Genomic DNA, 12,764 nt, shown 5'->3' with positions numbered 1-12,764 from the left:
CCCGGATTGCGGACGCGCGCGGGCCATGGCGGATCAATCGCGCAGCAGATAGCCGAAATCGCGCAGGCAGGCCGAGGAAAACAGCCGGTCGCGCTGCCCGAAAACGCGGGCCGCAGTGCCGCAGTCACGCGGCAGCTTTTCGCGCAGCCCCTGATTTCGCAGGCAATTCTCGGAATAGCCGCTGTAGCCGCGGCGCCCGTCGATCTGCAGCGCGCAGACCCCGGGCAGACGCGCGCGATGCGGTTTGTCCCAGCCGGGGCGCATCCCGCGTTTGCTGTCCACGTTCAGCACCTCTGGCTGAATGCCCGGACGGACCGGCTCGCTCAGCTGATCGGGATAGCGCTGCCAGGCGGCTTCCGCCTTTGCGCCGACCGGCAAGAACATCGACACGGCAAAAGCAAAGGCAATCAGACCGGCGGTGAGGCCGGGGCGTGCTGTTTTCCGTGGCTTGCCCGTCGCGCGGGCCTGGCCGAAATCGAAATCATCGGGATGCGACTGGTTGCTCTGCCGGGCCGGAGCCGCTGCTGTCCTGTAATGCTGCACGAATGCCTCCTTGGGTCTTGTTGCGCCACTGCCGGTCGCTGTCCTCATCCCTGACCCCGGTCTGGATTCGGGAGGGCCGTCAGCGTCCTGCAGCGGATGACCCGACCTGGCCCGCAGCGCCCAGGTCGCGCAATATCGGCGCATGGCCAGGCCATAACAGCCGCCCCCGACGCGCGTGATATGGGATATCACCGCCGTCAGGCCGTGCTCGTTATTGAATATCCAGGCGGATTTCCGCAGATTGAGCAGAGAAATATAACGCCCCGTTAAGGGACGGGCAGTATTCCGACGATGGAGCCGGAGATGATCAGAACCATGCTTGCCGCCCTGTTGGCGCTTGCCCTTGCCGGGCCTGCGGCGGCTGATTGCTACGCAGATTACAAGGCCAAGAAAGACGACCCGTTGCAACTCCACTATGGGGTGGCACAGGTTTCCGATGGCAACTGCTCTCCGGGCAAGGCCGGAGCCGAGCTGAAACCCCGTCTTGCCGCCGGCGGCTGGACTTTGCTCAATGTCCTGTCCACTTTCGGGCCGGAGGGGCTGGATGAGAGGAAAGCGAATGCCGGGGCCTGGTTCCTTCGTTACTGACAGCCTGAAACAGGGCAACCGGGTCGTGACCTTCGGAATCGCCGGGATCGTGCTGATTCTGTTCGCGGCCGCCTTGCTTCTGTTCCTGAACCTGCCCGACGCCAATGCATTCAATGCAAGGGTTGAGCGGATCTTTATCGAGAATGACGACCTGCGCAGCGGGGCCGAGATCCGGCTTCTTGAGATTCTGGCGGGATCCGGAACCACTTTTTCCGAGGTTCTGACCAGCTATCGGATGGTGATTTTCGTGCTGCTGGTCTTTTCGTCTGCACTTCTGGTTGCGGCCCTGGTTTTCCTTGTGATGATCATCGTGCTGAACAAGAAGATCGGCGCGATCCAGCGGTCAGGCATCCAGGTCTCCTCGCTGATGATCTCACGCGAGGCGCGGGCGGTTTATATCAACGACCTGGAATTCACCCTGACCGAGGCCGCGCTGGAGACGCTCTCTGTGCTGGCAGAGGCACGGATGGATGATGAAGTGCTGACCGGGGTGCAGATCGAAGCGGTGATCTCGGGCCGGTCCGAGGCGGATTGCGAAGAGGCGGCAGGGGCCACGCGGGTCAAACGCCTGCGTGACGCACTTGGCAATCAACTGGTGAGCGAGCTTCTGGTGAAGACCATTGCCCGGCGCGGCTATGTTTTGGCCGTTGGAAAGGAAACGATCCGCATGATCTGACCCTGGATTGTTGCTGTTTCCCGAAAGTTGGACCCAACAAATCACCATGACGCCTTCTGGTTGTCTCAATCGGGCAGCAATCAGGAGGCGAACCCTGTCCAAAGATACTGAAAATTGCCCGGAATGAAACGCTACCTGAACACGCTCCTCTCTTTCGTTTTTTTCACGCTTTTGGGCGGTGCGTTTCTGCTTGCCGCGCCGCGCTTCATCCCGGACTGGCAGCCAGCCACGGGACCGTCCCCGGTTCCTGCCCCCTCGGGCGGGGCGGATTTCACCGAAACTGTTAACGCGACGCTTGCCGCGCCACGCCAGAGCGCGGCACCGGCCATCCCCGCTCCGGGCGTCAGCGAGCATATCCTCGAGGTGAATGGCGTAAGCCGGACATGGTACGGCTATGACGGGGCGAAATCCGGCCAGACCGCGCCTGTCGTGATCCTGTTCCACGGCTCGGGGCGCAACGGGCGCGATATGCTGGCGCCCTGGCAGGAAATTGCAAAGCGCGAAGGCCTGATGCTGATTGCACCGGATGCCGCTGACAGCCAGGCCTGGTCAGGCGGCCGCGATGGTGTCGAATTTCTCGAGGCGGTTCTGGCCGATGCCGCCGATCTCTATGCAATAGATCGCAGCCGGATTTACCTTTTCGGACATTCGGCGGGTGCGAATATGGCGCTCTCGCTTTCCGCCCGGCCGCCTGCGGGCGTGCGGGCGATCGTGGCTCATGCCGGGGCGTTCTTTGCGACCGGTCAGCCGGAAAACCCGGTGCCGGTCCGGATCTATGTCGGCGATCAGGATCGCCTGTTTCCGCTTGTCCAGGTGCGGCAGTCGGCACAGCTTCTGGCCGCTGCCGGGCATCCGACCGACCTGGTGGTGATCCCCGATCACGATCACTGGTTCTATGACGCGGCGCCCGCCATTGCCGCCGATGCCTGGGCCTGGTTCGCAGCAAAGTGACAGCTTTCTGTCATCCCGCCGTCACCGACGGCGGGCTAAGCAGCACCGATGATGCTTGCATCAGGGGGCCTGCGGCCCTACATGGCCGTTCTGGCCGTGTGGCCGTTGGTTCTCTGCTGCAACCCGGGGGGATTCGATGATCCAGACGCCCTATTACCTGATCGATCGCACCGCACTGGCGCGGAATATGGCGATCATGGATGAGCTTCGCAGCCTGTCGGGCGCGAAATGCCTGCTGGCGCTGAAATGTTTCGCGACCTGGCCGGTATTTGACCAGATGGCGCGGCACATGGATGGCACGACCTCCTCCTCGCTTTACGAGCTGCGCCTGGGGCGCGAGAAGTTCGGCAAAGAAACCCACGCCTATTCCGTGGGTTGGGCGGATCACGAGATCGAAGAAGCGGTTGGCTATGCCGATAAGATCATCTTCAACTCGATCAGCCAGATGGAACGGTTCGACAATCAGTCGGCACAGATCCAGCGTGGGCTGCGGCTGAACCCGCGGTTTTCGACCAGCGGCTTCGACCTCGCTGACCCGGCGCGACCGTTTTCGCGCCTCGGCGAATGGGATCAGGCAAAGATCGAGCGGGTGATGGACCGGATTTCCGGTTTCATGATCCATTACAATTGCGAGAATCGCGATTTCGCGCTGTTTGACAGCCAGCTCTCGCGGATCGAAGAAGAATTCGGCCCGCTTTTGCGCCGTCTGAACTGGGTCAGCCTTGGTGGTGGCATTCATTTTACTGGCGAAGGTTACCCGCTGAAAGCCCTGGCCGAGCGGCTTCGGGTCTTCCAGGACCGGTTCGGCGTCCAGGTGTTCCTTGAGCCTGGCGAAGCCTCGATCACCAACACGACCACGCTGGAAGTGACGGTGCTCGACGTGCTGAACAATGGCAAAGACCTTGCCATCGTGGATTCCTCGGTCGAAGCGCATATGCTTGACCTCTTGATCTACCGCGAAAGCGCCCGGATGGACGATACCGGGCCGCATCGCTTTATGGTTTGCGGCAAGAGCTGTCTCGCCGGCGATATTTATGGCGAGTATGGGTTCAAAGCGCCTTTGCAGATTGGCGACCGGATCTCGATCCCGGATGCGGCCGGCTATACAATGGTCAAGAAGAACTGGTTCAATGGCGTGAAAATGCCGTCCATCGTGGTGAGAGAGCTGGATGGCTCGCTCACTGTCGCACGCGAATTCGGCTATGCCGATTACCGGGACAGTCTCGGCTGAGGCCCAGGCAGTCCCCCCTTCCCCAGCACTCAAGAGGAGGCGGTTTCCCCATGAAACGCAACGTGTTGATCATTGGCGCCGGTGGCGTCGCTCAGGTGGTGGCGCATAAGGCGGCGCAGCTGAATGACCGCCTTGGGGAGCTGCATATCGCCAGCCGCACGAAGCCCAAGGCCGAGGCGATCATTGCCTCAGTCCATGAGAAAAACGCGATGAAAGTCGCAGGTCGCTTTGAAGCCCATTCGGTCGACGCAATGGACAGCAAGGCGGTGGCGGCGCTGATCCGGGAAACCGGGGCTCAGATCGTCATCAATGTGGGCTCTCCTTTCGTGAATATGACGGTGCTGGACGCCTGTATCGAAACCGGCGTCGCTTATATTGATACCGCAATTCATGAAGATCCGACTAAGATCTGCGAGACGCCGCCCTGGTATGGCAATTATGAATGGAAAAAGCGCGACGCCTGCAAAGCGGCGGGCGTGACGGCCGTTCTGGGCATCGGTTTCGACCCGGGCGTGGTTAACGTCTGGGCCCGTGCTGCGGCCGATATGATGGATAAGGTTAACGAGATCGACATTGTCGACATCAATGCCGGTTCGCATGGCAAGTATTTCGCGACCAATTTCGATCCCGAGATCAACTTCCGCGAGTTCACCGGCACGGTCTATTCCTGGCAGGGCGGTGTCTGGCAGGAAAACCGGATGTTCGAGATCGGCAAGACCTGGGATCTGCCGGTTGTCGGCCCGCAAAAGGCCTATATGTCAGGTCATGACGAGGTCCACAGCCTTGCCGCAAACTACCCCCAGGCCGATGTGCGATTCTGGATGGGCTTTGGCGACCACTACATCAACGTCTTTACCGTGTTGAAAAACCTCGGGCTTTTGTCTGAACAACCGGTGAAGACCGCCGAAGGGCAGGAAGTCATCCCACTGAAAGTGGTCAAGGCCGTGCTGCCCGATCCGGCAACCCTGGCGCCGGGCTATACCGGCAAAACGCTGATCGCCGATTTCGTCAAAGGCGAGAAAGACGGTCAGCCGGTCGAGGTGATGATCTACAACACCGCCGATCACAAGGAGGCCTACGAAGAGGTTGGCAGCCAGGGCATCAGCTATACCGCTGGTGTGCCGCCGGTTGCTGCTGCGGTTCTGATCGCCGAGGGCCTCTGGGATGTCGGCACCATGGTTAATGCCGAAGAGCTGGATCCGAAGCCTTTTATCAATCTTCTTAACGAAATCGGCCTGCCGACACGCATCATCGACAAGGATGGCGACCGGCTGCTCAGCTACTGACAGACAAAGAAAAACCCCGCAAAGCGCCTGCTTCGCGGGGTTTTTTCTTTATGCTTTGATCAGAAATCGAGGTTCTCGACCGTCAGCGCGTTTTGCTGGATGAAGTCGCGGCGCGGCTCCACCACATCGCCCATCAGCTTGGTGAAGATGTCGTCGGCCTCGGCCACATCGTCGATCTTTACCTGCAGGAGCGTGCGGGCCTCCGGGTCCAGCGTGGTTTCCCACAGCTGTTCCGGATTCATCTCGCCAAGACCCTTATAGCGTTGCAGCGAAAGGCCCTTCTCGCCTTCGGCAAGGATGGCTTTCAACAGATCGCCGGGGCCATAGATCATCTGCTCGCGATCCTTGCGCACGAGGCGGGCCGGATTGCGATATACATCGCGATGGGTGCCGGCCGACTGCGCCAGCCTGCGCGCTTCGCCCGAGCGCAGCACGGCACCATCCAGCGTCCGCAGCTCTTCCACGCCACGCAGAATGCGCGACAGGCGGATGCCCTGGTCCTGGGTGATGCGCCCCGACCAGCCGCGCTCATATTCCAGCGCAACGAGGTCGAGCCGCCGCGCCACCTGATCCGCCACCGACTGGAGGTCACGATCTGCCGCGCCGGCCTCAAACGCCCCTGCCAGGGCTGCCTGTTCAAGGATCGGCCGCGGGTAGTGGGACGGGAAGGCGTCAAGGATCCGGCGGAACTGACGGGCGCCTTCAAGCACCCGCGCAAGATCGGCGCCGGCGATCTCCTCGCCCGTTGCCAGACGCAGGACGGCGCCTTCAAGCCCTTGTTCTACAAGGTAATCATCCAGCGCAGCCTGGTCTTTCAGATAGACTTCGGACTTGCCGCGCGCGACCTTATAAAGCGGCGGCTGCGCGATATAGAGATAGCCGCCCTCGATCAGTTCCGGCATCTGGCGGAAGAAGAAGGTCAGCAGCAGCGTCCGGATATGCGCACCATCCACATCGGCATCGGTCATGATGACGACCTTGTGGTAGCGCAGTTTTTCGATGTTGAATTCGTCGCGGCCAATGCCGGTGCCAAGCGCCATCACCAGGTTGCCGATCTCCTGGCTGCCCAGCATCTTGTCAAATCGCGCCCGTTCGACGTTCAGGATCTTGCCGCGCAAGGGCAGGATCGCCTGGTTCTTGCGGTCGCGACCGGTCTGCGCCGACCCACCTGCCGAGTCACCCTCGACGAGGAAGACTTCGGATTTCGACGGATCTTTCTCGGTGCAGTCCTTCAGCTTGGCGGCGTTGAAATTGACATCCAGCGCCGTCTTGCGCCGCGTCAGCTCACGCGCTTTGCGCGCCGCCTCACGGGCCAGTGCGGCTTCGAGGATCTTGCCGACGATCACTTTCGCAATGGCCGGGTTTTCCTCGAACCATTCGCCGAGCTTTTCATTCACCAGGTTTTCGACCGCAGGCCGCACCTCGGAGGAGACCAGTTTGTCCTTGGTCTGGCTGGAAAATTTCGGATCCGGCACTTTCACGGAAAGCACGCAGGTCAGGCCTTCGCGCGCATCATCGCCGGTAAAGTCAATCTTTTCCTTTTTCGCGATGCCCGAAGACTGCGCGTAAGAGGTGATCGTCCGCGTCAGCGCGCCGCGGAAGCCCGCCATATGGGTGCCGCCATCGCGCTGCGGGATATTGTTGGTAAAGGGCAGGACGTTTTCGTGATAGGTGTCGTTCCACCACATCGCGACCTCGACGCCGATCCCATTGCGCTCGCCGACGATATAGATCGGCTCGGCCATCACCGACTGTTTCGAGCGGTCGAGATATTTCACGAATTCCCGCACGCCGCCGTCGTAATACAGCTCGACATGCTGCGGCTCGGCGCTGCGCAGGTCATTCAGCTCGATCCGGACGCCCGAATTCAGAAAGGCCAGTTCACGCAGCCGGTGTTCCAGCGTCTTGAAGCTGTATTCGAGGTTGGAAAATGTCCCGTCCGGGCGATTGACCTTGGCCGAGGCCAGAAACCGCACCTGAGTGCCACGTTTGCCGGGCGCCGGGCCCGCCTCATAGACATGCGTGGTGCATTCGCCGAATTCGAAGCGGCCCTTATATTCCTTGTCATCGCGCCAGACGGTCAGGTCGAGCCATTCCGACAGCGCGTTCACCACGGAAACACCGACCCCGTGCAGGCCGCCCGAGACCTTATAGGCATTGCCGCCGTCATCGGTATTGTTGAACTTCCCGCCGGCATGCAGCTGGGTCATGATGACCTCGGCGGCGGAAACCCCCTCTTCCGGGTGGATGCCGACCGGGATGCCGCGCCCGTTATCGCGCACCGAGACGGAGTCGTCTTCGTGGATCGTCACCACCACTTCGGTGGCATGACCGGCCAGCGCCTCGTCGATGCCGTTATCGACGACCTCATAGACCATGTGATGCAGGCCCGAGCCGTCATCAGTATCGCCAATATACATGCCGGGCCGCTTGCGAACGGCTTCCAACCCCTTGAGAACTTTAATGGAATCGGCACCGTACTCGGCGGGCTTGCGGGCTTCTTCAGCCATGGTCACGTAACCCCTCAGATTGCCCGCGATTTATAGCGGTTCAGAGCGGGAATGTCACGCATCTGCCACAAGATTTTGTAGTCAGAGAAAGGGGATAAGCAGGGCGACGACGATCAGCATGACCCCTGCCGCGATGTTGAGCCGCCGCAACGCCGACGGGCTTTGCAACAGCGCCCGCGCCCGGTCGAGAAACAGCGCGAGGGCAAGGTTTCCAAGCATCGGCACAAAGGCGGAAATCGAGATGATCGCCAGAATGTCCCAGCGGGTCAGCTGATCAAGCGAGAAGAATCCGGGCAGCGCGCCCATGTAAAACAGGATCGCCTTGGGGTTGCCGATCACCGCCGCAAGGCCGACGGTAAAACCTGCGATCAGCCCGGGCCGTGTGAGCCGGCTGTCGGCGGTAACTGCACCGCCGGGCGTACGCAGCAGCATGATCCCCATCAGAAGGAAAATCGCTGCCGCCAGCCAGCGCAGGATCTCGAGAAACCCGCCATATTGGCTGAGGATCCAGCTCATCCCCATGATTGCGGCAAAGGGCCAGGCCAGATCGCCAAGCGCTACCCCCACCGCCAGCGGCCAGGCAGCCGCAAAGCCGCCCGAAAGCGCCCGCGCCAGCAATGCGACCCAGACCGGCCCCGGCACGGCCCAGAGTGCTGCCATCGCGCCGGCATAGACCAGCAATTGCCACAGGGTCACGGTCATGGGTCAGCCCGGCAATGTCAGGCTGCCATCGGCATTCAGCGGCCAGTATGGGTTCATCGCCACTTCCCAGACATGGCCATCCGCATCGGACCAATAGCCGGAATAGCCGCCCCAGAACACTTTTTCCGGCGCTTTCAGCGCGGTTGCGCCGGCCGCCAGCGCCGCAGCATAGGCCGCGTCAACTTCGGCCTCTGTCGCGAAATTCTGCGCCAGCGTCACCGCGCCGCTGCCAAGCGCGGCGCCGGGCCGTCCCTGATCTGCGGCCAGCGCCTCGCGCCCGAACAAGGCCAGCGCCAGACCGTTGATCTGGAAGAAGGCAACCCCCTCCTGGCTCTCGCCATGTTCCTGCCAGCCCAGCCGCGCATAAAAGGCGCGCGCGGCGGTCAGATCGGCCACGCCGAGGGTGATCAGGGTAACGCGCTGCGGGGTCATTGGGTCACTCCTGACTGGTTGCCATCTGCGGCGACAACCAGTGTCTGCGCCCTTCCGCCAAGGCTGTCAAACAGGGATGCATCCGTCCCGGTCATCAGTGCCTGGGCGCCAAGCGCACAGATCTCGTCATACAGCGCCGCCCGCCGGCCCGGGTCGAGATGCGCCGCCACCTCATCCAGCAGCAAAACCGGCGCGAAACCGGTCTCGGCCGCCAGAGCGCGCGCATTGGCAAGGATCAGCGAGATGAGAAGCGCCTTCTGCTCGCCGGTAGAGCACATGGCGACCGGCACGCCCTTGTCGCTGTAGACCGCCTCGAGATCGGCACGATGCGGCCCGATCAGCGCCCGGCCTGCCGCCATATCACGCCGCCGGCCCAAAGCCAGGGCGGCGGCAAGATTGCCCTTGTCATCTTCCGGGTGGCTCAGGCTGAGATCGGCACGGGGAAAGGCCGAAACCGCCCCGGCCTGGGCCGCTTTGATCCGCTCCAGCACCGCGCTCCGGTTGGCGGCGATGATCGCGCCGGTCTCGGCCATCCGCGCCTCAAGTGCGGAATACCAATGCGGGTCACTGACGTCGTCGCGAAACAGGCGGTTGCGCTGCCGCATCGCCTTTTCATAGGCCAGCGCGGCCTCGGCATGGTCGGGAAAAAACGACAAAGCCATACGGTCGAGGAACTTGCGCCGCCCCTCGGCGCCTTCCAGCCAGAGCCGGTCCATCGCCGGGACCAGCCACAGAACCCGCATCACCTGACCAAGCGCCAGCTGGGTCGAGCCCTTGTCATCAAGCCGGACCTGCCGCGTCCCGCCCGGCTCGGCCCAGGTCTCCAGCCGGTGCAACCCGCCCGGGCCTGAAACATCCGCTGTGATTTTCCAGCCGATTGCTTCGGGCCTGCGGATGAATTCCTCGGAAGTCGCGCCGCGTAACCCGCGACCGGGTGACAAAAGCGATACCGCTTCCAGAATATTGGTTTTTCCGGCGCCATTGGCTCCGGAAATCGCCACCGGCCGGCCATCGAATTCCAGCCGCAGGGCCCGATGGCTGCGGAAATGCGACAGAGACAACAAGCTGACAGTCAAACCAGCCAGGACATTTCCTCTTGAGAGAATACGCTGTGGGGGCCGGGGGCGAATGCCCCCGGTGGCCCGATCAGACGCGCATCGGCATCACGACATAAACTGCCGATGTGTCATTGCCTTCGCGCATCAGCGTCGGATCGCCTGATGAATTGAACAGGAACACCGCATTCTCACGATCCACCTGGCTGGCGATTTCCAGCAGGTATTTCGCGTTGAAACCGATTTCCAGCCGCTCATCGGCATAGGCGACCGCGAGCTCTTCCTCCGCCGCACCGCTGTCCGGGGCATTGACCGAAAGCACCAGCCGATCCTCGTCAAGCGACAGCTTCACCGCGCGCGAGCGCTCCGACGACACCGTCGCCACCCGGTCAACCGCCTTGGCGAATTCGCTGGCGTCAACCTCAAGCCGGCGGGTGTTATGCTGCGGGATCACGCGGGTATAATCCGGGAAAGTGCCGTCGATCACTTTCGAGGTCAGCGTAATCGCCGGGGTCGCGAAGCGGATCTTGGTTTCTGAAACCGAAACCGCGATTTTCGCCTCATCATCATCAAGCAGCTTGCGCAGCTCGTTGACGGTTTTGCGCGGCACGATCACGCCAGCCATCTCTTCGGCTCCCGCCGGCAGCGGAGCATCGATCCGTGCCAGACGGTGACCATCGGTCGCTACCGCGCGCAGGACCGGGCCATCATCGCCGGTCGAAACATGCAGATAAACGCCATTGAGATAATAGCGTGTCTCTTCGGTTGAAATTGCGAATTTCGCCTTGTCGAACAGCCGGCGCAGATCGGTGGCGGGGGCCGAAAAATTCGTGCTGTATTCCGATGACGCCATCACCGGGAAATCTTCTTTCGGCAGCGTCGCCAGGCTGAAGGTCGAGCGCCCTGCTGTGATCGTCAGCCGCCCCGAGGCACCATCTTCGGACAGGTTGACCAGCGCTCCATCCGGCAGTTTCCGTACAATTTCATGCAGCATGACCGCCGAGACCGTGGTTGCTCCGGCGCGTTCGACCATCGCATCGGTCCGGTCGACCACCTCGATATCCAGATCGGTCGCGCGGAAGGACACCTGGGCGCCTTCTGCCTCGATCAGCACATTGGCAAGGATCGGGATCGTATTGCGCCGCTCGACAACGGATTGAGCCTGAGCCAGCGCCTTGAGAAGCGATGCGCGTTCGATCGAGAGTTTCATTCGTCTAAATCCTCTTGCCCGCATTCAGGGCGCACGAAGCGAGCCGGGAAGCCCGGTTGCCTGTTTTGCCCGACTTTGCGAAGCTTTGCCAGTCTCGTCAAGACCGAGCCGTATCCATCTGGCGCAACCCGGAGTTTTTAAAAACTCCGGGCCGATTTCTTGCAAGAAATCGGGCGGTCAGCCCTGCAACAGCCGCTTGAGCAACTGGATGTCGTCAGCAAGCTGGCTGTCGAGCGCCGCCAGTTCCTCGATCTTCCGCACGCCATGCATGATTGTTGTATGGTCACGCCCGCCGAAACGGCGGCCAATTTCCGGCAAAGAGCGCGAAGTCAGCTGTTTCGACAGATACATCGCCACCTGACGCGGCCGCGCGATGGTGCGCAGGCGTTTTGGCCCGATCATATCCGAGAGCCTGATATTGTAATGCTCGGCGACCTTGCGCTGGATCTCCTCGATCGACAGTTTACGATCCGAGGCGCGCAGAATGTCGGCGAGGCAGTCCTGCGCCAGTTCCAGGGTGATTTCACGCCCGACCAGCGAGGCGAAGGCGTAAAGCCGGGTCAGCGCGCCTTCCAGCACCCGCACATTGGTCGTGATACGATGCGCGAGGAACTCCAGCACGCCATGGCTGATCGCGAGACCGCCATATTGGCCACGGTAGAATTCGGCTTTCTGCTGCAAAATGCCGAGACGCAGTTCGTAATCGGTCGGATGCAGGTCAACCACCAGGCCGCACTGCAGCCGTGATTTGATCCGGTCCTCCAGATCCTTGATCTCGCCTGGCGCGCGGTCGGCCGAGATGATGATCTGCTTATTCTGATCCACCAACGCGTTGAACGTATGGAAGAATTCCTCCTGGGTGGAATCCTTGCCGGCGATGAACTGCACATCATCTACCATCAGCACATCGACCGAGCGGAACAACGATTTGAAATCCATCACCTGTTTGTCGCGCAGCGCCTGGATGAAGCGATACATGAACTGCTCGGCCGAGAGATAGAGCACCTTCAGATCCGGCTTCTGCTCGCGCAGCTCATGCGCGATGGCATGCATCAGGTGGGTTTTGCCGAGGCCTACGCCACCATAGAGAAAGAGCGGGTTAAAGGTGACCGGTCCGCCTTCGGCCACACGGCGCGCGGCGGCGTGGGCAAGCTCGTTCGGCTTGCCGACGACGAAACTTTCAAAGGTGAAGCGACCATCCAGCGGTGCGCCCGGAAGATCATCGTCCTGGGTCGCACGGCTGCGGGTCTGCGATGCAGGCGCGGCAACAGCGGGTCTGGCACCCGCAGCACGCTCGGAAGACGCGGTCGCGGCAGGGCGCGGGGCTTCAGCGCCGACCAGGAATTCAAGCCGTTCGACCAGAGCGCCGGAGGTCAGCAGCTGATTGCGGATATGGTCGCCATAGTTGCGTTGCACCCAATCTCCGAAAAACGGAGTGGGGACCTCGAACAGCGCTACACCGCCCTCCAGCTGTGACAGCCGCAGGGGTTCGATCCACGTTGTATAATTATTTCGTCCGACCCGGCTGATGAGACCTTCGCGGATCTGCCCCCAAGTTTCATTCGTCATTCTAACCAGAC

General features: G+C 61.5%; 12 protein-coding genes. 5 read left to right on the top strand and 7 right to left on the bottom strand.

Features of this window, described 5'->3' with window-relative positions:
* Positions 1-33 precede the first annotated feature (33 nt).
* Positions 34-543, bottom strand: coding sequence for a hypothetical protein (locus BLW25_RS24990; RefSeq protein ID WP_253188564.1), 510 nt, complete (start codon positions 541-543; stop codon positions 34-36).
* Positions 544-846: 303 nt separating this feature from the next.
* Between BLW25_RS24990 and BLW25_RS14480 the strand changes: the two genes are divergently transcribed.
* From BLW25_RS14480 to BLW25_RS14460, 5 genes are all read left to right on the top strand, one after another.
* Positions 847-1,131: a hypothetical protein gene (locus BLW25_RS14480; protein WP_092902125.1), complete on the top strand. Its 285-nt coding sequence runs from the start codon at positions 847-849 to the stop codon at positions 1,129-1,131.
* On the top strand, positions 1,103-1,807 hold the full coding sequence (locus BLW25_RS14475) for a winged helix-turn-helix domain-containing protein (RefSeq protein ID WP_092900198.1): 705 nt from the start codon (positions 1,103-1,105) through the stop codon (positions 1,805-1,807). The genes BLW25_RS14480 and BLW25_RS14475 overlap by 29 nt, the downstream gene beginning before the upstream one ends.
* 123 nt (positions 1,808-1,930) lie before the next feature.
* A complete protein-coding gene (locus tag BLW25_RS14470; RefSeq protein WP_092900196.1) occupies positions 1,931-2,758 on the top strand; it encodes a CE1 family esterase in 828 nt (275 codons plus the stop codon).
* Between the two features lie 136 nt (positions 2,759-2,894).
* A complete protein-coding gene (locus tag BLW25_RS14465) occupies positions 2,895-3,989 on the top strand; it encodes a carboxynorspermidine decarboxylase (protein WP_092900194.1) in 1,095 nt (364 codons plus the stop codon).
* Between the two features lie 50 nt (positions 3,990-4,039).
* The gene (locus BLW25_RS14460) at positions 4,040-5,275 is read left to right on the top strand and encodes a saccharopine dehydrogenase family protein (RefSeq protein WP_092900192.1); all 1,236 of its coding nucleotides are present in this window, start codon (positions 4,040-4,042) and stop codon (positions 5,273-5,275) included.
* Positions 5,276-5,334: 59 nt separating this feature from the next.
* On the opposite strand, the gene gyrB is transcribed toward BLW25_RS14460, so the two are convergent.
* From gyrB to dnaA, 6 genes are all read right to left on the bottom strand, one after another.
* Entirely contained in the window at positions 5,335-7,785 is a 2,451-nt protein-coding gene (gyrB, locus tag BLW25_RS14455) for a DNA topoisomerase (ATP-hydrolyzing) subunit B (RefSeq protein WP_092900190.1), read from the bottom strand.
* Between the two features lie 81 nt (positions 7,786-7,866).
* Positions 7,867-8,487, bottom strand: a complete 621-nt coding sequence (locus tag BLW25_RS14450; RefSeq protein WP_092900188.1) for a LysE family translocator — start codon at positions 8,485-8,487, stop codon at positions 7,867-7,869.
* 3 nt (positions 8,488-8,490) lie between these two features.
* Positions 8,491-8,919 carry a VOC family protein gene (locus BLW25_RS14445; protein ID WP_092900186.1) on the bottom strand — a complete coding sequence of 143 codons (429 nt, stop codon included), beginning with the start codon at positions 8,917-8,919 and terminating at the stop codon, positions 8,491-8,493.
* Positions 8,916-10,004 (bottom strand): DNA replication/repair protein RecF, encoded by a 1,089-nt coding sequence (recF, locus tag BLW25_RS14440; protein ID WP_092900184.1) that lies wholly within the window; start codon positions 10,002-10,004, stop codon positions 8,916-8,918. The genes BLW25_RS14445 and recF overlap by 4 nt, the downstream gene beginning before the upstream one ends.
* A 61-nt stretch (positions 10,005-10,065) precedes the next feature.
* Entirely contained in the window at positions 10,066-11,184 is a 1,119-nt protein-coding gene (gene dnaN / locus BLW25_RS14435) for a DNA polymerase III subunit beta (protein ID WP_092900182.1), read from the bottom strand.
* Positions 11,185-11,361: 177 nt separating this feature from the next.
* A complete protein-coding gene (dnaA, locus tag BLW25_RS14430; RefSeq protein WP_092900180.1) occupies positions 11,362-12,753 on the bottom strand; it encodes a chromosomal replication initiator protein DnaA in 1,392 nt (463 codons plus the stop codon).
* Between the last annotated feature and the right edge of the window lie 11 nt (positions 12,754-12,764).

The organism is Rhodobacter sp. 24-YEA-8 (assembly GCF_900105075.1).
GTDB lineage: Bacteria > Pseudomonadota > Alphaproteobacteria > Rhodobacterales > Rhodobacteraceae > Pseudogemmobacter.
Note: the sequence above shows the minus strand (reverse complement) of the source record. Positions and strands in the feature narration are given on the sequence as shown.

Excerpts from the sequence above, each read along its gene's own strand:
- BLW25_RS14480 (WP_092902125.1), top strand. The coding sequence starts at position 847 with ATGATCAGAACCATGCTTGCCGCCCTGTTGGCGCTTGCCCTTGCCGGG.
- BLW25_RS14475 (WP_092900198.1), top strand. The coding sequence starts at position 1,103 with ATGCCGGGGCCTGGTTCCTTCGTTACTGACAGCCTGAAACAGGGCAAC.
- BLW25_RS14470 (WP_092900196.1), top strand. The coding sequence starts at position 1,931 with ATGAAACGCTACCTGAACACGCTCCTCTCTTTCGTTTTTTTCACGCTT.
- BLW25_RS14465 (WP_092900194.1), top strand. The coding sequence starts at position 2,895 with ATGATCCAGACGCCCTATTACCTGATCGATCGCACCGCACTGGCGCGG.
- BLW25_RS14460 (WP_092900192.1), top strand. The coding sequence starts at position 4,040 with ATGAAACGCAACGTGTTGATCATTGGCGCCGGTGGCGTCGCTCAGGTG.
- gyrB (WP_092900190.1), bottom strand. The coding sequence starts at position 7,785 with ATGGCTGAAGAAGCCCGCAAGCCCGCCGAGTACGGTGCCGATTCCATT.
- BLW25_RS14450 (WP_092900188.1), bottom strand. The coding sequence starts at position 8,487 with ATGACCGTGACCCTGTGGCAATTGCTGGTCTATGCCGGCGCGATGGCA.
- BLW25_RS14445 (WP_092900186.1), bottom strand. The coding sequence starts at position 8,919 with ATGACCCCGCAGCGCGTTACCCTGATCACCCTCGGCGTGGCCGATCTG.
- dnaN (WP_092900182.1), bottom strand. The coding sequence starts at position 11,184 with ATGAAACTCTCGATCGAACGCGCATCGCTTCTCAAGGCGCTGGCTCAG.
- dnaA (WP_092900180.1), bottom strand. The coding sequence starts at position 12,753 with ATGACGAATGAAACTTGGGGGCAGATCCGCGAAGGTCTCATCAGCCGG.